Here is a 25,259-nt window from a genome sequence, read left to right as displayed (position 1 = left end):
ACGATAGAAATATAGAAAAAACGAAAAGAAAAAACAAAAATTATATTTAAACGGCGGGTTATGTGGTATAATCTGAATAACTACTTATAATTAGGAAAAGATTAGAAACAATCTCTTTCGGGCTGACGACGTTAAAGGACACGAGGAGGCACATATGGAATCCAGAGAATTTTTATGGTCCTATTGGAATTTAATCAAGGACGCGTCGGATACAAAAATCGCCTTAACGGACTACTTTTCTAAAACCTATGAACTGACACAATTGCAATTTCTCGTCATGGGCCAGGTGGACGCCTTGGAAGACACATCCATTCGCTCCATCGCCAAGTCCCTGCGCCGGGACCACGGAAATATTTCCAAGATCTGCACCGTGCTTGAGGAAAAAGGCTTCGTCTACCGCAAGCGCTCGGAGGCGGACAGCCGTATCGTGAATATCTACCTCACGAAACAGGGTGAGGACTACATCGGGGAATTTCGCGGCATCGTGGCGCCCTTTATAAACAAATTGGGCGACTACCTCACAGACGGGGACATGCGCTTTCTCTTAAAGAGCATGGAAAACATCAACAAATTGCTCAACGAGTCGGAGGATGTGAAAGCCATTCGCAGAAAAGAACTGCCGCCCTGCCGACAACAAAACGAAGAGTAAGAGGCCTCCGCGATTGCGGAGGTTTTTTCATTGTGTCAAATCCATGTCATCGCAAAGTTCCGGGGGATTTTTCTCCGTCATGAATTATAATAGAGAGAGAAAGGAGAGGACATGAAGAAATTTTTCAAACTCAGCGTTTTTTTACTTATTTTTGCCATGCTGTTGCCTACGGCGGCCCACGCCCAAGGGGTGCGGGCGGTGAAAAGCCCTCAAGCCCTTCGCATCAACGGCGAACTCACAGACCTCAGGGGCTACAATGTAGGCGGCTACAATTACTACCGCCTCCGGGATTTGGCGCAGGCCTTAAGGGGCAAGGTGGACTTCGATCTTAAGGGCGACAACAAAGAGATCGTCGTGGACTGCACGAAGACCTACACTCCCATCCCCGGCGATCAAACCGGCGGCGCCGTGGAGCGTGGCGTCTCGCAACAAATGAGGCTCACGGTCATCGGGGAGCATCCCGCGGAACTCGTGGAAAATGCCTTTAATGTTCGCGGCTACAACTACTTCCGCCTGAGAAGCATGGGCGTGATTTTAGGCTTCGACGTAAGCTATGACAAGGCGCGAAACGAAGCGGTGATCACCACAAAAGGGCCGGCTCCCGCGCCGAAACCGACGCCTGTCGAGCCCACAGGCCGCGTCATTTTAGGTAACGAGCGGCTCTTTACGGAGTACAATCAATTAATCGACAACAAGCGGGTGGGCCTCATTACCAATCAAACGGGGGTGGACGCCGCCGGCGTTCCCGTAGCGGAAAAGATCAAGGCCTATTCCAATGCGAAACTCGTGGCTCTCTACAGCCCGGAACACGGGCTCGACGGCAAGCAAACCGCCGGGGCCTATGTGCCGAGCTACTTCGATGCGAAGATGAATCTGCCCGTCTACAGCCTCTACGGCCCGACGAGAAAGCCCTCTCGGGACATGCTTAAGGGCGTAGACGTTTTGGTCTACGACATGCAGGACATCGGTTCGCGTACCTACACCTACATTTCCACTTTGCAAAACGCCATGGTCGCGGCGAAGGAAAACAACATTCCCATCGTGGTTTTGGACCGGCCCAATCCCCTGGGCGGGGAAATCGTGGAAGGATTCCTGAGAGAAACCCGCTTCAAATCCTTTGTGGGCATCGACAAAATGCCCATGGCCCACGGCATGACCGCCGGAGAATTGGGGCAGTTCTTTAATCGGGAAATCGGCGCCGACCTTACCGTCGTACCCATGAAGAACTGGACACGGAGCATGGTTTGGCAAGACACGGGCTTGCCCTTTGCCCAAACGAGCCCGAACATTCCCAATTTGGAAAGCGCCTTTTTGTACATGGCCACGGGAAGCGGCGAGGAAACCGGCATCGGCCAAGGGGAATACTTCCGCTGGGTCGGCGGCAGAAACATCAATTCCAATGAATACGCCCGAAGGCTCAACGGGGCGAATCTGCCCGGCGTCACCTTCACTCCCGCGCCGAAAGGCAAAAGGGGCGGCGTGCGCCTCAAGGTCACGGACTGGCACACATTTAATCCGGCCCGCACGGGGATCTACACCCTGGCCGTGGCCAATCAAATGCGGCCCATCAACGTGCCCGCCTGCAAAAAGCCCTACTCCATGTTCTATCTCGTCCAGGGATCGGAAGAAATCGCCCGCCTCTTCAGGGCCGGTGCGTCTCCCGAAACCATCGTGAAGGCCTACGAAAAAGACGTGAACGCCTTTAAGGCCCAGAGAGAAACTTATTTACTTTACAAATAAAAGAAGCCTCCGAAATTTATCGGAGGCTTTTTACGTGGCGTCAATCGTTTTTCACATCGCTTTGCAATTGTCGGCGCACGTCCTTCACCGGGGCCATAATCACCCGCCCCGTGCCGCGATAGGCGTTGACCAGGCCTTCGCCGCTTGCCGCGGAGCCGACCAAGCTCTTGCCGCTTCGCTCCACGGTAAATTCCAAGCTGTTGGACCAGGCCAGGGCCAAATTGCCGTCGATCTTCAGCACATCGTCCACGAGATCGATGACGATGAGCTCTTCTCTCGGCACGGGGGATTCCAGGCACACGACGCCTTCGCCCTTTAAGCTCAGATTAAACAGACCCATGCCGCCGAAAGCGGAGGACACATTGGTGCGGGCCACGATTTTTTGTTCGAGTTTTCCGTCACAGGCCATAAAGAGGCCGTCTTTTAAAATGATGGCGCCGTTCCAATCGGTGAGGTCTTCCAGAAGAATGTACACATCCGTGGGCTCGAGGCAAAGCCTGCCCGTACCGGTGTATTCCGGCTTAATGGCGCTTTCGCCGGAGAGGCCGCCCTTTACGGCCTTGCCGAAAAAGTCTTTGGCGCCCTTGATTCCCGTGGTGGCCTTCACGTCCCCGAGCATCCACTGCATGGCGCCGGGTTGGACGGTGACATCGCCCTTGGAAAGATCGCAGTACACCTGCCTCTTTCTTACGTTCATTTGCGAGGCGAAGTAGGCCTCCATGGCCTCTTCCCTGCGCACGGAAAGGTCCCGCTTGTATTCCAGCACCTGAAAGGGTCCTTTTTCTTCCACGATGCGAATGTCGTCGTTGTCGGTAAAATTGTGAATGGTAAACATAGTCGCTCCTTAGCTTTTAAAATAGCGATCCAGGGCCCGCAATATGCCAATGGCCATGGCCTCTTGGTAGCTCGGATCGTTGAGTTTTTTGTCTTCTTCGGGATTGGACATGTAGCCGCACTCGATGAGGCTCGTGGGCATTTGGGCGAAATTGGTGCCCGTTAAATCGTCTCTTGCGATGGCGCCTCGGGGCTTCGCCGAAGTGGCGGCGGCCATTTCGCTTAAAATCAGCTCCGACAGGCGCATGGAGGCGTCGCTTAAATGGCCCACGTCGGGATTGTTTTTCGACGGGTAGTAGGTCTCGATGCCCGCGACCGCCTTGGGCCCGCCGTTGGCGTGAATCCTCAAATACACCTCAGCACCCGAGGCGTTGGCGATGGCCGCCCGCTCCTGATTGGAAAGATTCACGTCGTTGGAATCGCGAATCATGACCACGCGGTAGCCCGCCGATTCCAGCTTCTGCTTTAAACAGCGGCTGAAATTCAAATTAAATTCGTATTCGCCTATGCCCGTGGCCACGCCTCGGGTGCCGTCAGCTACCTTCGCCTTCATTTGATTGGACGAGGGGGCGATGGTTTCTTTTTCGGGATTGCCGTGGGCCTGGTGGCCGGCGTCGATGGCCACGATGGGGCCCGTGCCTGCAGGAACCTGCGGCTGCGCCTCACTTGCCTTTTCGGCCGGTGTTTCTGCGGCGGCCTGCGGCATTTCTTTTTTTATTTCCTTCGGCGGAATTTTCTTCGCCGCTTCTTTTTTCCGCGCTTCCTGTCTTTCCTCGCGCCGCATCTCATCTAGACTTACCTGGTGAATTAGATCCGCTTCGGTTTTTGCGGCATAGATTTTCAGGCCCGCGGCCGTCACCAGAAGGAGAAGGAGGGCGCCGATGATCCATTTTCTCATACATCGCTCCTTTTCTCTCATTTTACCACAGATCTTTGGAAAACTTTTGAGTTCCTCACTCCTCTATTTGGTATAATGTAGCTTTGTAAGGAGGCAGTATGAAGAAGACATCCATCGCAAAATCCACGGTGCTCATCATCTTATTTTCCCTTATCGGAAAAATGATGGGTTTCGTCCGTGAGTCCATGGTGGCCGCCATATTCGGGGCGGGTTTTGAAAAAGACGCGTTCGTCGCCGCCCAATCGGCTACATCGACGGTGAGTATGTACATCGTCATGGGGATCAGCACCGTCTTTATCCCGAGCTTGCAGTCAGTCTATTCCAGATACGGCGAAGAAGGCAAGCATAAATTTACCAACAATATCTTTTCAATCGTAAGTCTGCTTACGATTTTAATCATGATTTTAGGCATTGTGGGGGCGCCCCTTTTGACCATGCTCGTGGGCCCGCGCTTCGATCCGCGGACGAAGGCCCTCACGGTGCAGCTCATTCAATTGGGCATGCCCGTCATCGTTTTTTCCGCCTACGAGGGGATATTCACCGGCTATTTGCACTTTCACAACCGCTTCGGCATCGCCGCATCGGTGCCGATTTGGCTGAACTTGGTGTATCTGGCCTACCTTATGATCTTCTCCACGAAATTCGGCATCTACGGGCTGACCATCGTCTCCGTCCTCGCCGTGGTGGCGGAATACATCTGCGTTTGGTACGGCTCCCACCGAGTGGGCTACCGCTTTCAGCCCATGCTGGATTTAAAAGACGAGCACACGAAACAGACCCTGCTCTTGGCCATCCCGGCCATTATTACGGTCAGCGTCAATAACATCAACACCTTGGTCAACCGGGCCCTGGCCTCCGGCCTCGCCTCCGGCTCCATGAGCCGCCTGGATTATGCCAACAAGCTGAACGTGTTGGTTATCGGGATCTTTATTACGGCCATAACCTCGGTCATCTATCCCGCCATGAGTAAGGCCTTCGACGAAGGAGAAATGGAAAAGGGCAAGCGGATCATGAACGGTTCCGTGCGCTCCGTGCTCCTCATCACCATTCCCGCCATGGCCGGGCTCATCGTTTTGGCTCAGCCCATTGTGGAGCTGGCCTTTATGCGGGGGGTCTTCACCCAGGCCGACGCCGACGCCACGGCGATCTGCCTCCGTTTCTACACCTTGGCCCTCGTGTCCATTTCCGTAAACAATGTGCAGAACCGGGTCTTTTACAGTTTGGAAGACACGAAGACGCCCTTCTACCTCGGCGTGGTCAATGTGCTCTTTAACGTGGGCTGCAATCTGATTTTGGTGCGCACCATGGGCATCAACGGCCTGGCCCTTTCCGTGTCCATCGCACAAACCGTGGTCACCTGGGTGTCCTTTACCATGCTGAGGAAAAAAATCGGCCACATCGGCATGCGGAGCTACGTAAAGATCACCATAAAAACCGTTATCGCCTCGGTCATTATGGGGGCCTTCGCCTACTACTTCTATTTCGGCGGCATCGCCCTTTTAGGCAATGTGGGCAACGGCATCAAACTCCTTCACTTCACTCTCACCGTTGGGCTTTCGGCCCTTCTCTACTTCTTTACTCTGGATCTCTTGGGCTTAAAGGAAGTGAAGGACATCAAAAAGATCGTGGCCATTAAGTTTTTGAAGAAAAAAATCGCGTAACAGAAAGGATCACCATGAAAGCTACAAGCGCCCGCTTAACCGACGCCGCCATGGCCTATGTGAAAAAGAAAAACCTCACCGCCGTCTCCGTGGACACGCCGGACATGGCCTGTTGTGGCGTGGCCGATGTCATGAGCGCCACCGTGTCCAAAGGCCTGCCGAAGAAAGATCCCGTCGTCTACAAAAAATGCGAAGATCGCGGCGTGGCCATTTACTACCCCTACTACACCCAAGTGGAGGGAGACTGCATCGTCATCGACGCGGAAAAAATTCTCGGCATAACACGGCTTTTCGTGGCCAACGGCATCATGGAAATATAAATTGCGGCACCTGCGGGTGCCGTTTTTTGTACCGCTCGGAAGGAAAAATACACCGCCTGTCGGAAAACAGCGGCAATTATTCGCCCCGTCATTTACTCTAAGCATAGGAGGTGCGACATGAAGGTCGAAATAATTTTGGACGAGACCTGTGAGCGGCCACAGGTGAAGATTTATACCAAGGCCGTGACGGAAGAAGTGGAAAAGATTCGCGATGCCCTCACCGCCGTGGGCATCGAAAAGATCGTGGGACAAAAAGGCGATGAAGTCTTTCTCATGGACTACGGCGATATCCTGCGGATTTACGCCCAAGACAAATCCGTCTACGCCGTGGCGGGCGGGGAGATTTATCGCCTCAGGCTGAGCCTTTCCGCCTGCGAAGAGCGCCTCAGGGCCCACCGCTTTCTCCGCGTGTCCCGATCCGATGTGATTAATTTGGATTATGTGAAGAAACTGGACCTGAGCTTTACGGGAACCATCGCCGTGGAAATGAAAAACGGCGACGTGGTCTATGTGTCTCGGCGAAACCTGCGGGGCTTTAAAGAAGCCCTGGGACTCTAGGAGGTGTCTTATGAAAATTGTAAGAAATGCGTTCGTCTCGTTTTTGGCCGGCGTGGGCATCGGCGCCCTTATCGAAGCCTTTATCTCCATCGGGATGGGCATGAACATTGTGGGCGTACCGGAATTTGTCGATACTATCGCTCCCGGTTATGCGAAAATCATTCAGTGTTTCTGCTACGGCGGCTTCGGCCTCGTGTCCTATCTTTGCGGCGAATTTTTCGGCAACAGGAAGGGCGCCTTCTACCTGATGCAGGGCCTGCACTTTCTCATCATCCTCGTCTACTTTCTGTTCGTGGGATTTTACCTGAAGTGGTTCTCGAACCCGACCTCGGCCCTTTATTCCGGCCTCGGTTTCGTTGCAAGCTACATCCTCATTTGGATCGCCATCTACTTTAAGGAAAAGCGCCTTGTGGAAAAAATGAACGAACAGCTGAAGTAAAGCCGCCGCCACATCGGCGGTTTTTTTATTGCGAAGGGTATGAATCAGAAAAGAGGTGAAACAATGAACAGTCACGACGCATACATCACGGCCCGGGATTTTTACTGCTCGGGAAAGACCCGGCCCGTCCTTTATAGAAAGAAACAACTCTACGCCCTGCTCAAAGGCATCGACGCCTTTCGCGGAGCCATCGACGCCGCCTTAAAGGCGGATTTAAACAAGTCTTCCAGAGAAGCCTTTCTCACGGAAATCTATCTCGTAAAAGCAGAGATCCGCCACATGATTCGCCACTTGAATCGCTACGGCCGCACGTTGCGTCCCCTTCCCGGCGCGGTCCAACTGCCGGGGAGGCTTTCCATTCGCAGAGAACCCTACGGGGCGGTGCTCGTCATCAGCCCCTGGAACTATCCCTTTCAGCTGAGCCTTCTGCCCGTGGTGGGAGCCATTGCCGCGGGAAACGCCGTGGTGGTGAAGCCCTCGGAATTTGCGCCCGAGACGGGAAAGGTGCTCGAGGCCCTCTCAGGCAGCGTGCTGGACGAAGGCCTCGTGTCCTTCGTCTTCGGCGAGGAAGAGGCGGCGAAAGCCCTGTTGTCGGAGCCCTTCGACAAGGTGTTTTTCACCGGCAATAGCGACGTGGGCCGCTCGGTCATGAAACAGGCGGCGGCCCACCCCTCGCCTGTCGTCTTGGAGCTCGGGGGCAAGAGCCCGGTCATCGTCGACGAGACCGCCGATATCCCCATGGCGGCGAAGCGCATCGCCTTCGGCAAGACCATGAACGCTGGGCAGACCTGCGTGGCGCCGGATACGGTCTACGTCCACGCGTCGCAAAAAGAAGCCCTGATCGACGGACTGCTGGATGCCTTTGAGGAAGCCTTTCCCACGGAAGATTACTTTATTAACGAAACCGTGCGCATGAACCACCGGGGCCGCTACGCCCGCATGAAGGAACTGGCAGAAGAAGGGGACATTCGCACGAAACACGCCCGCATTTTCTACGACGAGAGCCTCCACGTCTTTCCCTGCGTCGTGGAAAATCCACAGGGGCGCTTGCTCGAGGAAGAAATCTTCGGACCCCTTCTGCCCGTGATCGCCTACGAATCGGAAGAGGCCCTCTTTCGCGAATTGAGTGAAAAAGACAAGCCCCTTGCCCTTTATCTCTTCTCAAAAGATGAAGGTTTTATTCGCCGCGCCATCCGCGCCGTGGACAGCGGCGGCGTGTGTATCAACGACAACCTCATGCACCTGGCGTCGAACAAGGCGCCCTTCGGCGGCATCGGGCCCTCGGGCATGGGCGCTTACCACGGCAAGTGGAGCTACGAGGCCTTCTCCCGCCCCCGCACCGTGCTGAAAAAATCCACCCGCTTCGATATTTCCCTGCGCTACCATCCTTTTTAATTCTGAGTATGGAAAAAGCCCCTACCCGTTAGTTTGATGGATAGGGACTTTTTTTGAGGTTAAGGTTTTTGCGTGTGAGAAAAATTATAGATAATTTGAGCCAGCTCGCATCGCTTAAAGCTTCCCTTGGGATTGAAACGATGCAGATCGTCACCTTGAACAATACCCAATTGCGTCATGGCTCGAACGGAATCTTGCGCCCAGTCGGGAATAGATGATTGGTCGCGATAAGGCACAATCAATTTATCGGTATCATACTTCAGATTTAAGACGACGGACATGCGGTGAATGATTGTCGCCATCTCGGCGCGGGTAATATTGGCGTTCGGGGCAAACATATTGTTTCCTCGACCGTAGATAATTTGATTTTGCCGCGCCCAAGAAATAAAGCAGGCGTAATATTGATCGTCATCCACGTCGTTAAAACCGGAACGTGCAGGACCTTCAGGGATGTTCGCATATCGGGCGAGGACGGTGACAAACTCCGCACGAGTGATTGGTTTTTCCGGGTCAAAGGTTTTTTCCAGAGCGATATTTTTGAAATAGGCCTTGGTAAGACAATAATCGATGGCCGTTTTTGCCCAATGGTTTGCATAATCCTTTCCGTTCTCCTCATCTGTCAACGCAGGGAGCAGAATTTGGCCTTGGTAGAAAGGTGAAGGGTTCGGCATAGGGTTCGGTGTAGGTGTGGGCGTAGGCGTAGGTGTAGGTGTGGGCGTAGGTGTAGGTGTAGGTGTAGGTGTAGGTGTGGGCGTAGGTGTAGGTGTGGGCGTAGGTGTGGGTGTAGGTGTGGGTGTAGGCGTAAGAGTTTGATCTTTCCAGAGTGCCTTGATGCGCATATCTTTGGACACAACCACCGTCGATCCCGGTTGCATAGTCGCATCGATTATACGCCAAGCATCGAAGACTTTTCCATCAGGTGGCGTAAAGCGACAAGGAGGCAATACATAACTTTTTCCTTTTTCTATTGAAATGGCATCCATGCTTCCCTTTCCACCGTTTGCATCGAAGGAAACACTACATTTTTCCGGCATTTTGTCTTTTAGGCCGGATACCGTCGCTTTTATCATATACATGCCCGCCGTTTCAGGCTCATTCCAAGCATGATTAAACATTTGGACAGAAGTATTCCCCGCCGTTTTATTATCCATCCCCAAGGCTATGTCGCCTGTTAATTTGGTAAATGCAACGTAGAAGGGTCCGTCGACATAGACGTGATCCAGATCGAGGGTATTCCAGCCTTCCTTTTCGAAGGTCAGCTCTTTTGTAAAGAGCACGGGGCCGGGGAGTCCGTCTCTATCGTTTTTGTCGTAAATGGAAATACGGTAGCGACTGTTCGAAAGATCGGCATCTTTTAATTTCGTTAGATAATAGTGGACGGACTTTACTTGAAGAGGACGGTCGTTGTCTATACGATTGGCAAAGGCTCTATCTTTTAAATCTTGCCCGGCCAGCTCCAAGGCGACGTCGCGGTCATATCCGACGACCAATTCTGATGTATTTTCCGCGGGTTTTAAGGAGAGGGAGAGGGTTTCATCTTTTTGAAGATGCAGCTTCTTCCTGTACGTGTAATAGCCTTGAGCGTTGATGATCAGCTCATAATCGCCGGGAAGAAGTGCATCAAATTGAAGGTTTTTACCTTCTTTTTCCGCCAGGACTTCGGATTGCCCGTCTTTATAAACACTGGCGCGGATATTTACGGATTCTTGCTTTTCATTTAGTGCTTGAACCTGTAAGGAAAGAGCGGTGGCTTTATCCAGATAGATATCTTGTGTCAAGACTTTTCCGTTTTCAATGGTAACGGGAACTCTCTTGGGTGCATAACCTTCCGCGTATGCGACGGCGGTATATTTCCCCGCAGGATGGTTTAGGGTAAAGTGGCCGCTTCCCATTTCACTGGTGACTTGTACGCCTGTTTCTTCGATAGAGAGGGTGCCCACCAAGGGGATGATATCCGTATTTTTTTGCTCATTTGGCAATGTGGCGGGATGCATCTGCTGCAAGCGGAAGGGCAATGCCGTTCGAGTCTGTGTAGCTGAAACACGATCGTTACTATGAATGGAAACATCGTCTATATACCAACCGCCACATTGTTCCGGTGAGAGGGTCGGCGTGTCACTTCCGGATATAAGGACAAATTTCATTCGGAATTGCGATGTAAGGAAGTCCGATGGAATGGATACGCCTTGGGTGAACCAACAGTGCTTGATGCCCTGGGCATCTAAGGCATTTGCATCTAAGGTGAAGATTTTTGTCCACTGTTTCCCGCCGTCTTTTGAAACGTAGATTTCCCCAACATCGTTGTCATAGGTGTCGTATTCATCCGCACCTCGTTTGCCGGAGGATCCAAACCAATTTTGATAGTAAAGCGTTGCATCGTTTAGGCTGGACAAGTCCATGGCAGGAGAGAGAAGTTCATACCGCTGATTTGACTTGCGATAGGTATCCATGCCCGTCGCCCACATACCGGGGCCGGGATTTTTCCCGAAGGATTGTTTGGAAATGGGTTTTTTATAGTTGGTACTGAAGGGATCGCCGTAGGTGAGGACCCCGTAGTCCCAAGCTTCGGTCCCGTTGTTTCCGGTGGTAAAACCTTCTTGACTCTCTTCAAAATCAAAGTGTTTTACAACCCTTCCTTCCGTAAAGGTATGGGAGAGAATCTTGGAAGGAGCACTTTCGATATTGCCGATTTTAGAGACGGCATAATAGTAGTACGTACCTTTCTGAGGCAACGGCGTGTCGGTGAGCGTGATGCTGTATTTGCCGAAGCCGTGTGTTGTATCGCCTTTATTGACAGTGAGAATCGCTGTGAAGGGGCCGTCCGGGGCATTGGACCGATACAGGGTATAGGCGGTAATGTCTTCGTCTTTTACAGGCGAAAAGGTGTAGCTGATTTTTCCGTCTCGCTTATTGCGAAGGTTGATGGATTCACTTGGTGTTTGCGGTGTTTTTTCCGGAGACTTCTCGATGGAGATGTCATCGATCAGCCAACCGACGCCTTCCGTCTTATATTCGCCATTCCCACGAAGACCTAACATGACGCAGATTTTTTTGCCTTTATATGCAGATAGGTCGATGGATTCATCAACCCAGCCTTGAGAATGATTTTGGAAGGTACGCTTCCGCTGCCAATTCAAATTGTCCACGTCGCTCGTTTCGTCGACTTCAGCAATCCATACTTCGGCTTGATCGAACCAAGCATGTTCGCTATTGCCTAAGTCGTACCGGTGTCTAAACCGTAAAATCGCATTTTCTTTTTCCTGCGTTAAATCGATGGGCGGCATCACGGCGATGGTGTCGCCTTTTAAATTGTGATGGTAAGATCCCGTACCGATCATTTTATGATTTGGTTGTGCCGGATCTAGTGCACCCCATTTCCATAAATTTGATTCGCCGCCAAATTCAAATCCCGAGCAATCTTTTTCAAAGTCTTGAACATAGCCAATGGAGATGCCGGATTTTATGGAGAAAGTCACGGCTTCTGTTTTTGTCTTTTGACCATTCACATCGGTGGCCTCGATAAAATAAGTACCGCCGGAGCCTTTGAAGAGAGAGGGAGGCAGATGCAACGAGTAATACCCGTCTATGCGATTGCCTTTTTTCAGTTCCAGGGGGTAAGATTTGAAACCCTCACCAACATCTAAATGCAATTTGACCGATTCAATGCCGGCATTGTCTCGCGCGTTTGCATCAAACGTGGTCTGATAGGTAGTAAAAATTGTGTTCATGGGATGGTGTTCGACGACAGGCTTCTCCCCGTCTTCCCCTCGTGCGAGCAGTCGTCCGGTAAATTGACCCATTGTGTGGGTATCGATATCCGCACCCTTTTTTTGCGATTTGGCCAATTCCACAGCATTGAAGGCATTGACTTTACCGTAGCCATAGCCGTGGTTGGGAGTTTTTGTGTAGACATCGTCTTTTAACGGCGTGGCTGTTTCATTTAGAATCTTTTCAATTTGGTCCACACTTAAATCGCGATTAGCTTGGAGCATGAGAGCCACGACACCGGAAACGTGAGGACTTGCCATACTCGTTCCTGTTTCGATGGCATAACGATTATTCGGAAGTGTAGATAAAATATTCACACCGGGGGCGACAAGATCAGGTTTCCACTTATTGGTGTAATCGGACTTTCCGCGCAAAGAAAATTTTGCTACTTTTTCATCCTTTCGAATGGCACCCACAGCGTAGGCTTCCGGATAGGCGGCAGGCGTTCCAATAGAATGATCGCCACCGTTGTTGAATTCGCTGACATTGCCTGCAGAAAAGACAGGGAAAATACCGGCGTCGCGCCATTTTTTAACGATATCGCGGTAAAATCCGTCGCGGGAATTGCCGCCCCATGAATTATTAACCACATCTGGAGCGAGATCGGGGCGTTTATTGCCATTTTTATCTCTCGGTGCGAGGATCCACTCGCCTGCGGCTAAAAGTTTGGCGTTATCCGTCTCGCCATTGGCATCAAAAACCTTGACCGCAATCCATTTTGTCTTCGGGGCGACACCTAAGAGCGCACCGTCATCGCGCGTTCCTAAAATCGTTCCGCAAACGTGCGTTCCGTGGCCCCGATCATCAAAGGGACTTTCATCTGCACCGGTTTTATTAGTTACCGTATTGTACCAGGAATAGGGTGCCAAGGCGGCAATTTGACCTCGATAATTTTTGGCGATGGCGGGGTGAGTTCCGTCCACACCGGAGTCGATAATGGCAACAGTCACCACCTGGTCACTGTCTTTGACCGCTTTTTGGGCGCGATCGGCACCGATGGCTTTTAGGTTCCATGGGACGTGGGGCTTGTCTTCTTGTAAGGTAGCGGAACGGCGCATGCGACCATTCTCCGGTTCGTTTTCAACCGGGGGCTCTAGGTGAATGGGTTGGTTTTCCACGACCTCAGCCACATCATCTCGTGCAGCTAAATCCACTAGGACAGATTTTTTGGCGACCACATGGATGCAGTTTACGATATAAAAGGACTTGAATGACTTGACGAGTCCTTGCTGTTTTTGTGTATGTAAACGATCCAAGATATCTTTTTGAGATGTTTCGGCGAGAGCGACGGAGGCCTCAACGATTTCTTTTCGCACGGCTTGCTCTCGCTTCTCCTTCGATTGTGCACCGGAGCTAAGGGCGACTTTCCGTTTGATCTGCGGCGCATCGATTTCATCTTTTAATCGCACGAGCGCATCAATATAGGCGTCGTCTGTTGCTTGTTCGATAGACATACTGATTTTTTTTCGAACAGGTTCGGTAGAAGCGGCAGCAATTATGGGACTGCCACTAGAGAGAACCATTATAAAAGTTAAAAGATAGGCTAAAATACGTTGACTTCGTTTCATCAAAACCTCCTAAAATAAAATGATGAGAAGAGAATATCATAAACGATATTCAATATCAACAAGAAAGACATGTTCGATTGTTTTGTTCGTAAAAAGGAAGATAAGCCTCTCAATAAAGGAAATGAAAGAAATATTCTTTCAACAGATGATTTAAGTCTTCAGCTTTATTTCGTGTGAGGTCATAAAAGAAAGTCAGTCCATAGAAAAAGCCCCGAAGCTACCTTCGGGGCTTTCATTATAGACGATCAGTCATTTGCGTAATTGTCGAAGTAGCCTTGAACCATGACTACCGGCGTGCCTTTGTCGCCGCTGCCGCTGGTTAAGTCGGCGAGGGAACCTAAAAGGTCGGTGAGACGACGGGGCGTGGTGCCCAAGGTTTCGTCCTTGCCTAAGAGATCCGTGTCTTTTTCGTGGATCCGATCCACAATGGCCGCTTCCATTTCTTCCGTGCTCAGGTCTTTTAATTCCGTATCGGCAAGATACTTCATCTTGAGCTCGTTGGGCGTGCCTTCCAAGCCGTCGGTGTAGGCAGGGGAAACGACCGGGTCGGCCAGTTCCCAAATCTTTCCGACGGGATCTTTAAAGGCGCCGTCGCCGTAGATCATGACTTCGAAGTGGGCGTCGAAGTGTTCGTTCAGGCGCTTTTGCAGGGCGTCGACGAAAATTTGTCCGTCTCTCGGGAAGAGCTTAATCATTTCCGGGCCGGCCATGTTGCTGCCCAAAAGGCCGTATTGGGTGTTGTAGCCGTGATCGCTGCTTTCTTGGGCCAAAATATCGTCCAGACCCAGAATGAGATTGCCGCCGTTGTCTTTCAACTCCCGCTTAATGAGCTCGCGGGTGTGGATGCTTGCTACCAACACGTCCTTGGTGTAGGAGAGAATGGTGCGGGGATCGTTGGAGAAGTAGATTTCGCTGTTCGGTGCGATTTCTTTGTAGAGCTTCACATAGTCGATGCCGGTGAACTCGTGTTTCACTTCTTCGCCGAAGTGTTCCCGATACTCCGCTTCCGTAATGACATCGCGGTAGGGATTGATGCCCGTGCCGTAAAGTCTGTTTTCGTCCATTAAGTGGTTGCCCACTTCGTCGGAGGGAAAACTCAATAAAATATGGAGCTTGCGGCCGCTCTTTGCCAGACCTTTTAAGATCGTGGAAAAGCGGTTCCGTGATAAGATCGGAAAAACGACGCCGAAGGGGCCGTCAAACTTTTCGGCCACGTCTTTGGCAATGTCGTCGACCGTGGCGTAATTGCCTTGGCTTCTTGCGACTAAGGATTCCGTCACACAGATAATGTCTCTGTCTTTCGGTTCGATGCCTTCCGATTCGATGGCTTTTTTCACCGAATCAAAAACCACATCCACTAAGTCGTCGCCCTTTTTTACGATAGGCAGTCGAATGCCTCGGGTCGTCGTTCCAATATAACGCTTCATGATACGTATCGCCTCTTTCATATTCAAAAGTAAAAATGACTACCCTATTCTACCATACTTCCTTAAAAGGTGGTATGATGAACATCTAAGAGATGGAAAAGGAGGGCGGCCGGTGGAAGGTTCGTTTCGGCAAAGGGGCAATTTTTTTCGCAACCATTGGGTGATGCTTGCCATTGTGTGGTTGCTTTTTTTTGAGCGGTTGTGGATGTTGTCCCATTTAGGGCCAAGCTATGGCCTGAAGAGCGACGATTTAAGCTACATGAAGGCGGGGATCACCATGTACCGCACCGCCACCTTAACCATGCACGGCGTGGTGAGCGCTCAAATTATGCCCGGACTTCCCCTGATTATCGCTCTTTTCGCGAAAATTTTCGGCACGGGCCACGGGCTTTGGCTCGCCCTGAAAGTGGCCTGGTGCTTTATGGGCACCATGGCCGCCTGGTTTACGTACCTGGCCATTCGGGAAAAGGCCCCCACTTACGCCGCCGTCCTTCCCACGCTCATGTACTTTACTCCGGACTTCGCCTGGCAGGACAATTTGATTCTGGCGGAGACGCCCTATCTTTTTCTCGTGACCCTCTACCTTTACGGCGTGATTCGCATGGGAAACAGAAAAGATTGGGCGGGCTTCATCATTATGGCTACAAGCGCCTACTTGGCTTTTCTTCTCAAGGCCCAGGCCCTTTGCCTCTTTCTCCTGCCCCTGCCTTACTTATGGATCAAGAAATACCCCTCCACCCGCCTCTACGGCCAGGCCTTTCTGATCTTCGTGGCCCTATTGGCCTTTATGCTTCCCTGGAGCGTGCGCAATTACAAACACTTCTGCGCCTTCATTCCCACCACCTACGGCATCGGCAATCCCTTGCTTCTCGGCACCTTTCAGGGAGAAGGCTACCCGCCGGAAGATGTTTTCGATCGCAGGAAGTTTGTGGACGAGGTGTATGAAGAACACGTCTTTTTGAAAAACAGTGACGGCAAGTTTGCGGCGAAGCACAAGCGCTACTTCGAGCTTCTCGCCGACGAAAAATTGGCCCGGGCCCGCATGGTCTACTGGTGGAAAGACGACCGGGAGTCCATGTTGAAAAGCTATCTGTGGCTCAAGCCCAAGAGCATGTTCTTCAAAACCTTTTACTGGGACGAGGTGATTCCCAAAACGAGATACCCCATCATCCATCTGCGGCAATTGGACTTTACCTTGGCCATGGCGGCGGCGGTGGCGGTGCTTCTCGCGAAAAGGACCGTGGCGGAAACCTATTTCGTGCTCTTCGCCTACTTCGCCCAGGTCTACATGTACGCCTACGCCTACGTCTTCGACCGCTACGCCCAGACCCTATTGCCTTTCCGCTACGTGGCCATCGGCTTTTTGATTCCCGCGGCGGTGGACATCTTCCGGCGCGCGCGCCGCTACATTCGCGGCAAGCAGGCCTACCGGGAAGGGTTGAAGAAACAGAAAATGGAAAATTAAATTCGAGCAAAACGAAAGCACTCGGGTGAGTAGAGTCCGAGTGCTTTTTCTGTGGGATTAATACGCTTTTGCGTAGTAGACCATGTGCTTGGCGGGCTTGCCGCAGTGGACACAGGTGTCTGCCAGGTGTTCTTCTTCGAAGGGAATGCAGCGAATGGTGGCGGTAGTTTCTTCTTTAATTTCCGCTTCGCAATCTTCGTCGCCGCACCACATGCCCTTTAGGAAGGGATTGCCTGCGGCCATTTTTTCCTTGAAGTCGTCGTAGTCGGTGACGGTAAAGGTATTTTCTTCCATGCGCTTTTTCGCCGCTTCAAACATATCTTTTTGAATGGTTTCAAGCATGTCGTCGATCTTCTCCGCCAGGTCTTCCATGGGAACGAAAATCTTTTCGTTGGTGTCTCGACGCACGAAGACCACTTGGTTCTTTTCGATGTCCTTGGGGCCGATTTCCACGCGCAAGGGCACGCCCTTCAGTTCCCATTGATTGAATTTCCAGCCCGGGCTGTATTGTTCCCGGTCGTCCAGTTCCACGGTGAAGCGGTTCTTCAGGCTGTCGTAGAGATCTTGGGCTTTTTCCTTGACGCCTTCTTTGTGCATGGCGATGGGCACGATGACCACTTGCGTCGGCGCCACGTGAGGCGGCATAACCATGCCTCGGTCGTCGCCGTGAACCATGATGAGGCCGCCGATTAAGCGGGTGGAAATGCCCCAGCTCGTTGTCCAGGCCGTGGCGAGCTTGCCTTCCCTGTCTTGGAACTGAATGTCGAACATCTTCGCGAAATTTTGGCCCAAGTTGTGGCTCGTGCCCGATTGCAGTGCCTTGCCGTCGTGCATCATGGCTTCCAGGGTGTAGGTGGCGTCGGCGCCGGCGAAGCGTTCCGATTCGCTCTTCTTGCCTAAGATAACGGGAATGGCCATTTCATCTTCGATGACTTGGCGATAAATTTCGTGAATGCGCAGGGTTTCTTCCTGAGCGTCTTCGTAGGTTTCGTGAACCGTGTGGCCTTCTTGCCATAAAAATTCCACCGTGCGAAGGAAGGGGCGCGTGGTCTTTTCCCAGCGGAAGACGGAGCACCATTGGTTAATTAACACCGGCAGGTCCCGATAGGTTTGCACCCATTTGGAGTACATGGAGTTAATAATCGTCTCCGATGTGGGGCGCACGATCAGGCGTTCCGCCAATTTTTCGTCGCCGCCGTGGGTAACCCACAGAACTTCCGGGGCGAAGCCGTCGAAGTGTTCCACTTCCTTTTGCAGCAAATGTTCCGGAATCAGCATGGGGAAGTAGGCGTTTTTGTGGCCCGTGGCCTTGAAGCGCTTATCCGCTTCTTCCTTAATCCGCTCCCACACGGCGAAGCCGTAGGGGCGAATAATCATGCAGCCTCTCACGGGGGCGTAGTCCGCCATTTCCGCCTTTAATACCACGTCGGTGTACCACTGAGCGAAATCTTCGTCGCGGGCTGTAATCTCTCTTACAAATTTTTCCTTGTCTTTAGCCAATGTGTGCCTCCTCAATCCAATAAAAAAACCACGGTTTCTCAGGGACGAAAAACCGTGGTACCACCCAAATTCAATACCCTCATCGGGTATCCTCAATGTCGTAACGGGACAAGCGGTCCGTTTTGCGGACAACTCCGGAGCGGGATTCTGCGGGCAGCCATCGTCGAATCTTTCAATCGGTGAATTCGACTCCCTGAGATTTAGCCCCACGTACTTTTCTCCATCGAAGTTTTTGAATACATCCATTATACAGGGACGAGGCCCTTTGTCAAGTGATGGAGAGGTAAAATTTATATTTTTTCCCGGCCTCCGCCATCGGTTCTTGACATTGAAAATTCCTTTTACTATTATAAAAGAAAACACCCCTTGCACCGCGAGGGTCATAGGTTTTTTTATATTGGTTATCTTTCGAGAGAACCAATTTTTTCTATTTTAGGAGGGAATATGGATCTAGACAAAAAGTTCGGGGAAATGGCGTTTAACAAGCGCATGATGCGGGAAAGATTGCCCCACGCCATTTACTACCGATGGAAAAACGCCATAAGGAACGAGGCGCCTTTGGATCGGGAGACCGCCGATGCCATCGCCCACGCTATGAAGGAGTGGGCGATGGAAAAGGGCGCTACCCATTACTGCCACTGGTTTCAGCCCCTAAACGGCCTCACGGCGAAAAAACACGACGCCTTTTTGGACCGCACGGACAAATACGACGTGATTCAGCGCTTCTCCGGCAAGGAATTGATTCGCGGCGAAAGCGACGGATCGTCCTTTCCCACCGGCGGCATGCGCAGCACCTTCGAAGCCCGAGGCTACACCTATTGGGACGCCACGGCCAATTCCTTTATTATCGACCGGATTTTATACATCCCCACGATCTTCGTGTCCTTTAACGGAGACAAGCTGGACAAGAAAGGCCCCTTGCTCGCGTCCATGGGCCTGATCAGCGAGCACGGCTCCCGGGTGGTGAATCTCTTCGAAAAAGAGGAATACACCTACCGCATGAAGCCGAAAGTGGGCCTGGAGCAGGAATTTTTCCTTATCGACAAGCGCCACTACGACAAGCGGAGCGATTTAAAAAGCATCGGCCGCACCTTGATCGGCGCCGGCGCCCCCAAGGGCCAGGAAATGGGCGACCACTACCTGGGCGGCATTCCCAAGCGGGTCATGGCCTTTTACGAATCCGTTAACGAAAAACTCTGGGAACTGGGCATCTTCGCCAAGACCGAGCACAACGAAGTGGCCCCCTGCCAATTTGAAATCGTGGCCCTCTTTGAAAATGCCAACATCGCCGTGGACTACAATCAGCTCATTATGAGCATCTTAAAGGAAACCGCCACCGACTACGACCTGGTCTGTCTGCTCCACGAAAAGCCCTTTGCCGGCGTCAACGGCAGCGGCAAGCACAACAATTATTCCCTCACCACCAATTACGGCAAAAATGTCTTTGATCCCGGGGACAATCCCAAAGAAAACCTCACCTTCCTCTTATTCCTCGCGGCCATGATCGAAGCCGCCGACGACTACGCGCCCCTGTTCCGCATCGCATCGGGCGGGCCGTCCAACGATCGGCGCTTAGGCGGATTGGAAGCGCCCCCTTCGATTATTTCCATCTTCCTGGGAAACGATCTGGAAGAGATTTTAAAAGACATCGCTCACGAAGAGTACCACGCGAAAATCGAAGCGCCGCCGGAGATCAAGATCAACTCCCTGGGCTACACGCCGAGGGATTCCAGCGACCGCAACCGCACCAGTCCCCTGGCCTTTACGGGCAACAAATTCGAATTCCGCATGGTGGGCTCCTCCATGACCGGGGCCGATGCAAATATTGTCATTAACACGACTTTGGGCCACAGCCTGAGAAAAATCGCCGAGCGTCTGGAGCCCTTTGCAGAAGATGAGGAGGCCTTGAGAAAAGAAGCCTACACGGTCATCGCGGAAATCGTAAGCGATCACGAGCGGATTCTCTACAACAAAGACAATTACGCCCAAGCCTGGGTGGAAGAAGCCGAGCGGCGGGGCCTGCCCCATTACCAAACCTTCTTCGAAGCCATTCAGGCCTTAAAGGACAAGGACTTAATCAAAATCTTCGGCGACTACGACGTGCTCAGCGAAAGCGAAGTTGAGGCCATCTACGAAGTGGGCCTGGAATCCGTGTCCGTTCACGACTTTTTGGAAGCGAGAACCCTCATGACCATGCTTTCGAAAGACGTGGAGCCGGCGGTGGTGGCGGAGCTGAACGACATTTTAAACGTCACCGGCCGTTTGAACAACCCGGCACTGGAAGAGCGCCTGGAAACATTAAACGTGCTCTTTGAAGAGCTGCTTTTGCGCCACAAGAAATTAAAGGCCACCTACGCCAAGGCCAAGACCTTGGAAGGCTACGAACGGGCGGAATTTTTCGAAAAAGAAGTCATTACCCAATTCCCCCACATCCGCAAAATCTGCGACGAACTGGAAAGTCGCATATCAAGAAAACACTGGATGATTCCCACCTACGAAGATATTTTCACAGGACTCAATTAGGAGGCATTATGACGAAGTATATATTTGTAACCGGCGGCGTGGTATCCGGCATCGGCAAAGGCATCAGCGCGGCGAGCATCGGCCGCTTACTAAAAAATCGCGGCTTCAGCGTGTTTATGCAAAAATTCGATCCCTACCTCAATGTGGATCCCGGCACCATGAGCCCCTACCAACACGGGGAAGTGTTCGTCACCGCCGACGGGGCGGAAACGGACCTGGACTTGGGCCACTACGAACGCTTTATCGACGAAGAGCTCACCAAAGCCGCCTCCGTCACCACGGGAAAAATCTACTCCCGCGTCATTAAAAAAGAACGCCGCGGCGACTACGACGGCGCTACCGTGCAAGTCATTCCCCACGTCACCGACGAAATCAAACACGCCATCTACCGCGCCGGCAAAGAATCCGGTGCCGATGTGGTCATCACCGAAATCGGCGGCACCGTCGGCGACATCGAAGGCCTTCCCTTTATCGAAGCCATTCGCCAAATCCACTCGGAATGCGCCGTGGAAGATGTGCTCTTCGTGCACACCGTGCTCATCCCCGTGATCCCGGGAAGCGACGAGCTGAAGACCAAGCCCACCCAACACAGCTTTAAACAACTCATGAGCCAAGGAATCAAGGCGGACATCATCATTACGCGAAGCGACGGCGCCATCGACGCCTCCATTCGCAACAAAATTTCCCTTTTCTGCGACGTGCCCAAAGAAAATGTCATCGAATCCCGCCACGTGGACTTGATCTACGAACTACCCAATGTGTTCCGGGAACAAAACCTCGACGAAATCATTATGAACCACCTGAAGCTGGAGCCCAAAGCCCTCATCGCCGACCATTGGCGCAACATGGTGGAAGCCTTTAAACAGGCCGAAGGCACCATTCGCATCGCCCTCGTAGGCAAATACGTCCAGCTCCACGACGCCTACCTTTCCGTCACCCAAGCCCTCTTGGATGCGGGCTACGACATGGGCCGCCTGGTCACCATCGACTACGTGGACGCGGAAGATTTGGTAGACGATGCGGCGCTGGATGCTGCATTAAAAGACGTTCACGGCATCATCGTTCCCGGCGGCTTCGGCGAGCGGGGCATCGAAGGCATGATCCGCGCTTCGAAATACGCCCGCGAACATGAAATTCCCTACTTCGGCATCTGCCTGGGAATGCAAATCGCCGTCATCGACATTGCGAGAAACATCGCCGGCTTAAAAGACGCCAACTCCACGGAATTCGACGTGAATACCCCCTACCCGGTCATCGACCTCATGGAAGCACAAGTGGGCGTGGAAAACATGGGCGGCACCCAACGCTTGGGCAACTACCCCTGCCACCTCGTCGAAGGCAGCCGCGCCGCCAAGCTCTACAAAGAGCCGGACATCTTGGAACGCCACCGCCACCGCTACGAATTCAACAACGAATTCAGAGGCATGCTGCGAAAAGCCGGGCTTGCCATCGCCGGAATCAACGAAGATTTGGATCTGGTGGAAGTCATCGAGTTGGATCAAGACAGCTACTTCGTCGCCTGCCAATTCCATCCGGAATTTAAATCCCGGCCCAACCACATCCACCCCTTGTTCCACGGATTCGTGGAAGCCGCAGGAAAGCGAGCCATGGCGTGAGCGAACTTTGGGATCTCTACGATAAAGCCAATCGGCCCACAGGCGACGTGCTCCGCCGAGGCGAGCCCATCCCCGAAGGGCGCTACCACCGCGTCGTGGAAGCCTGGATCCGCACCCCGGACGGGCGCTACATCCTGCAAAAGCGCTCCATGAAAAAGAAAAACTTCCCGGGCTACTGGTCCTGTACCGCCTGCGGCAGCGTCGTCAAAGACGAAGGGCCCGAGGAAGCCATGATCCGCGAAATGCAGGAAGAAATGGGCATCCTCCTTCGGGAAGAAGAACTCGTATTGGATCGAATCATCACCGAATTTCCCGCCCACTACTACATCTACCGCGTCGAAAAAGAACTCGCGGAAGAAGACATCACCTTGGATCCGGAAGAGGTCGACGACTTTATCTTCCTGGACAAAGACGCCATCATGAACTGGGTGGAAACAAAACACATGACGAAACTGTCCTACTACCGCGATTTTTTCGAAGCCTGGACATAAAAAAACAGGGATCTCATGACCCCTGTTTTTTCAAATCCGCCGGCGGCAGAAACACCCACGTGGACAGACACGGCTCCTTGTGCTCGTTAAACATCGCGTATCTGGCGGCGCGGTCGAAGGCGATGCTGTCCCCCGCTTCCACGGGATAGGCCACATCGTCCACCATCACCGTGAGCCGACCCGCCTTAATAAAGCCGAAGGCCTCGCCTTCGTCGCCCGTCGTGGGCAATACGTCCTTTTTGTCCGCCGTTTCAAAACGCATCTCCATCACCGCGTACTCCCGGCGGCCTTCAGGCGACAGAAGGCGCACCCGGCGGTCCGTGGCGCCGTCATCCAACATCTTATGCTCGCCGCTGTGGATAATCGTGGGCTTCTTCTTCGACGGCACGTCCTCGAAAAATTCCCCCATGGTCGTATGTAAAGCATCCACAATGCGCAACATGGCGTTTACCGAGGGCGAGACCAAATCCCGCTCGATTTGACTGATCAGCCCCGTGGACAGATTCGAGGCCTCGGCCAGATCCTTAATACTCATGCCAAGCGCCTTGCGCATGGTACGAATTTTTTGTCCCGAAAACTTTCCGGACATACAACACCCCCCTGTATTCAATGTAAAAACATATACTGAACATAGTATACCATACATTCATCGAAAAATTGAAAAAACAATGAAACCCATCGGGAAAAAGACCCGAACCGAATATGCTATAATAAAAGCCGAAAAGGAGGTTTTCCATGGAAAGAGAAAAAATACTGGTCATCGACTTCGGTGGTCAATACAATCAACTGATCACGCGGCGCGTGCGGGAAAAAAACGTCTACGCGGAAGTGGTCCCCTACAAAAAAGCCCTGGATGCCATTAAGAAAGAAAAGCCCATCGGCCTCATCTTTACCGGCGGCCCCAACAGCGTCTACGACGCCAAGAGCCCGGACATCGATCCGGAAATCCTGGACATGGGCCTGCCCATTTTAGGCATCTGCTACGGCATGCAACTCATCGCCAAAAACATGGGCGGCACCGTCACCAAATCCGACAAGCGGGAATTCGGCAAAACCAAAACCATGGTGGATCCCGCATCGAAACTCTTCGACGGCCTGGATGTGGAACAAACCACTTGGATGAGCCACGTGGACTACGTCAAAGAACTTCCCGAAGGCTTCCGCACCGTGGCCTCCACTGACAGCTGCCCCGTGGCCGCCATGGAAAACAGAGAGAAAAACATCTACGCCATCCAGTTCCACGGCGAAGTCAACCACACCGAAAACGGTCACGAAATCATCGACAACTTCCTGAAAAAAGTATGTCATGCCAAAGGGGACTGGAACATGCACGACTTCGCCAACGAGGCCAAGCGCGCCATCCAAGAAAAAGTCGGCGACAAAAAAGTCCTCCTCGCCCTCTCCGGCGGCGTGGATTCCTCCGTGTGCGCCAAACTCCTCGTCGATGCCATCGGCGAAAACCTCATCTGCATCTTCGTCGACCACGGCCTCATGCGCAAAAACGAAGGCGACGAAGTGGAAGAAGCCTTTAAAGACACCGACATGCACTTCATTCGCGTCGACGCAAAAGACCGCTTCTTAAAGCGCTTAAAAGGCGTCACCGATCCCGAACAAAAAAGGAAAATCATCGGCGAAGAATTCATCCGCGTCTTCGAAGACGAAGGCAGAAAAATCGGCGCCGTCGATTTCTTGGCCCAAGGCACCATCTACCCCGACGTCATCGAAAGCGGGGCGGGAGACGCCGCCGTCATCAAAAGCCACCACAACGTCGGAGGCCTTCCTTCCGTCGTCGACTTCAAAGACCTTATCGAGCCTTTAAGAGACCTCTTTAAAGACGAGGTCAGACAACTGGGCGAAGCCATCGGCCTCGATCCCAAACTCGTCTGGCGCCAACCCTTCCCGGGACCCGGCCTCGCCATTCGCGTCATGGGCGAAATCACCGAAGAAAAACTCGACATCCTGCGCGATGCCGACTACATCTTCCGCGACGAAATCGCCAAAGCCGGCATGGATCACGACATCAACCAATACTTCGCCGTCCTTACCAACAACCGAAGCGTCGGCGTCATGGGCGACTTCAGAACCTACGACTACACCCTGGCATTGCGCGCCGTCACCACCTCCGACTTTATGACCGCCGATTGGGCCCGCATCCCCTACGAGGTGCTGGACAAAGTGAGCGTCAGAATCGTCAACGAAGTGGAACACATCAACCGCATTGTGTACGATATTACTTCGAAACCCCCGGCAACGATTGAATGGGAATAGTAGCAAAATTTTCTAAAATGGCTTAATTACAAGCTATAAAGAGAATGAACAATGGCTACTGGTACTTAAATGGTACTGGAAGTAAAAAAGAATAAATTGAATAATAGTTCCAAGTGGTTTACATTTGGACAAAAAATTA

18 protein-coding genes are annotated in these 25,259 nt (G+C 52.3%); 12 read left to right on the top strand and 6 right to left on the bottom strand.

Translation table 11 applies throughout. The features are described 5' to 3' along the window. Window positions 1-154 precede the first annotated feature (154 nt). Window positions 155-649: a MarR family winged helix-turn-helix transcriptional regulator gene (locus OCV31_RS07920; protein WP_148474103.1), complete on the top strand. Its 495-nt coding sequence runs from the start codon at window positions 155-157 to the stop codon at window positions 647-649. A gap of 111 nt (window positions 650-760) precedes the next feature. Beyond that, on the top strand, window positions 761-2,389 hold the full coding sequence (locus OCV31_RS07915) for a DUF1343 domain-containing protein (RefSeq protein ID WP_267303894.1): 1,629 nt from the start codon (window positions 761-763) through the stop codon (window positions 2,387-2,389). 40 nt (window positions 2,390-2,429) lie between these two features. On the opposite strand, the gene OCV31_RS07910 is transcribed toward OCV31_RS07915, so the two are convergent. Together OCV31_RS07910 and OCV31_RS07905 are read right to left on the bottom strand one after the other, a co-directional pair. After that, window positions 2,430-3,224 (bottom strand): AIM24 family protein, encoded by a 795-nt coding sequence (locus OCV31_RS07910; RefSeq protein ID WP_148474101.1) that lies wholly within the window; start codon window positions 3,222-3,224, stop codon window positions 2,430-2,432. 9 nt (window positions 3,225-3,233) lie between these two features. Beyond that, window positions 3,234-4,121 (bottom strand): N-acetylmuramoyl-L-alanine amidase family protein, encoded by an 888-nt coding sequence (locus OCV31_RS07905; protein ID WP_267303893.1) that lies wholly within the window; start codon window positions 4,119-4,121, stop codon window positions 3,234-3,236. A 98-nt stretch (window positions 4,122-4,219) separates the two neighbouring features. Between OCV31_RS07905 and murJ the strand changes: the two genes are divergently transcribed. The 5 genes from murJ to OCV31_RS07880 all read left to right on the top strand — a co-directional run bounded on the left by murJ (window position 4,220) and on the right by OCV31_RS07880 (window position 8,494). Beyond that, a complete protein-coding gene (murJ, locus tag OCV31_RS07900) occupies window positions 4,220-5,782 on the top strand; it encodes a murein biosynthesis integral membrane protein MurJ (protein WP_148474097.1) in 1,563 nt (520 codons plus the stop codon). A 14-nt stretch (window positions 5,783-5,796) separates the two neighbouring features. Continuing rightward, window positions 5,797-6,102: a hypothetical protein gene (locus OCV31_RS07895; RefSeq protein WP_148474095.1), complete on the top strand. Its 306-nt coding sequence runs from the start codon at window positions 5,797-5,799 to the stop codon at window positions 6,100-6,102. 117 nt (window positions 6,103-6,219) lie between these two features. Further along, window positions 6,220-6,660 carry a LytTR family DNA-binding domain-containing protein gene (locus OCV31_RS07890; protein ID WP_148474093.1) on the top strand — a complete coding sequence of 147 codons (441 nt, stop codon included), beginning with the start codon at window positions 6,220-6,222 and terminating at the stop codon, window positions 6,658-6,660. A 10-nt stretch (window positions 6,661-6,670) separates the two neighbouring features. After that, window positions 6,671-7,099 carry a DUF3021 domain-containing protein gene (locus tag OCV31_RS07885; protein WP_148474091.1) on the top strand — a complete coding sequence of 143 codons (429 nt, stop codon included), beginning with the start codon at window positions 6,671-6,673 and terminating at the stop codon, window positions 7,097-7,099. A 63-nt stretch (window positions 7,100-7,162) separates the two neighbouring features. After that, window positions 7,163-8,494: an aldehyde dehydrogenase family protein gene (locus OCV31_RS07880; RefSeq protein ID WP_267303892.1), complete on the top strand. Its 1,332-nt coding sequence runs from the start codon at window positions 7,163-7,165 to the stop codon at window positions 8,492-8,494. A 59-nt stretch (window positions 8,495-8,553) separates the two neighbouring features. Here the strand turns inward: OCV31_RS07880 and OCV31_RS07875 are convergent, their stop codons facing one another. Together OCV31_RS07875 and OCV31_RS07870 are read right to left on the bottom strand one after the other, a co-directional pair. Then, a complete protein-coding gene (locus tag OCV31_RS07875; RefSeq protein ID WP_148474087.1) occupies window positions 8,554-13,830 on the bottom strand; it encodes a S8 family serine peptidase in 5,277 nt (1,758 codons plus the stop codon). A gap of 245 nt (window positions 13,831-14,075) precedes the next feature. Beyond that, complete coding sequence (locus OCV31_RS07870; protein ID WP_148474085.1) at window positions 14,076-15,257, bottom strand: coenzyme F420-0:L-glutamate ligase; 1,182 nt, start codon at window positions 15,255-15,257, stop codon at window positions 14,076-14,078. A 205-nt stretch (window positions 15,258-15,462) separates the two neighbouring features. Here OCV31_RS07870 and OCV31_RS07865 point away from each other — a divergent pair, with 205 nt between their 5' ends. Next, window positions 15,463-16,722 (top strand): ArnT family glycosyltransferase, encoded by a 1,260-nt coding sequence (locus OCV31_RS07865; RefSeq protein WP_148474083.1) that lies wholly within the window; start codon window positions 15,463-15,465, stop codon window positions 16,720-16,722. A gap of 57 nt (window positions 16,723-16,779) precedes the next feature. Here OCV31_RS07865 and proS read toward each other — a convergent pair whose 3' ends face one another. Then, complete coding sequence (proS, locus tag OCV31_RS07860) at window positions 16,780-18,222, bottom strand: proline--tRNA ligase (RefSeq protein ID WP_148474081.1); 1,443 nt, start codon at window positions 18,220-18,222, stop codon at window positions 16,780-16,782. Window positions 18,223-18,666: 444 nt separating this feature from the next. Between proS and OCV31_RS07855 the strand changes: the two genes are divergently transcribed. Genes OCV31_RS07855 through OCV31_RS07845 form a run of 3 tightly spaced genes read left to right on the top strand, consistent with a single transcriptional unit; the run spans window position 18,667 to window position 22,852 of the window. Then, a complete protein-coding gene (locus OCV31_RS07855; RefSeq protein WP_148474079.1) occupies window positions 18,667-20,745 on the top strand; it encodes a glutamine synthetase III in 2,079 nt (692 codons plus the stop codon). Between the two features lie 8 nt (window positions 20,746-20,753). Next, window positions 20,754-22,361, top strand: a complete 1,608-nt coding sequence (locus OCV31_RS07850) for a CTP synthase (protein WP_148474077.1) — start codon at window positions 20,754-20,756, stop codon at window positions 22,359-22,361. Then, a complete protein-coding gene (locus tag OCV31_RS07845) occupies window positions 22,358-22,852 on the top strand; it encodes an NUDIX hydrolase (RefSeq protein ID WP_267303891.1) in 495 nt (164 codons plus the stop codon). Before OCV31_RS07850 ends, OCV31_RS07845 begins: the two co-directional genes overlap by 4 nt. A gap of 13 nt (window positions 22,853-22,865) precedes the next feature. Here the strand turns inward: OCV31_RS07845 and OCV31_RS07840 are convergent, their stop codons facing one another. Next, a complete protein-coding gene (locus OCV31_RS07840) occupies window positions 22,866-23,441 on the bottom strand; it encodes a helix-turn-helix domain-containing protein (protein WP_267303890.1) in 576 nt (191 codons plus the stop codon). Between the two features lie 146 nt (window positions 23,442-23,587). Here OCV31_RS07840 and guaA point away from each other — a divergent pair, with 146 nt between their 5' ends. Next, entirely contained in the window at window positions 23,588-25,120 is a 1,533-nt protein-coding gene (guaA, locus tag OCV31_RS07835; RefSeq protein ID WP_148474071.1) for a glutamine-hydrolyzing GMP synthase, read from the top strand. Window positions 25,121-25,259: the final 139 nt, after the last annotated feature.

The sequence above is a fragment of the Aedoeadaptatus acetigenes genome (genome assembly GCF_025566985.1).
Classification (GTDB): domain Bacteria; phylum Bacillota; class Clostridia; order Tissierellales; family Peptoniphilaceae; genus Aedoeadaptatus; species Aedoeadaptatus acetigenes.
This window is presented reverse-complemented; position numbering and strand designations above follow the sequence as displayed.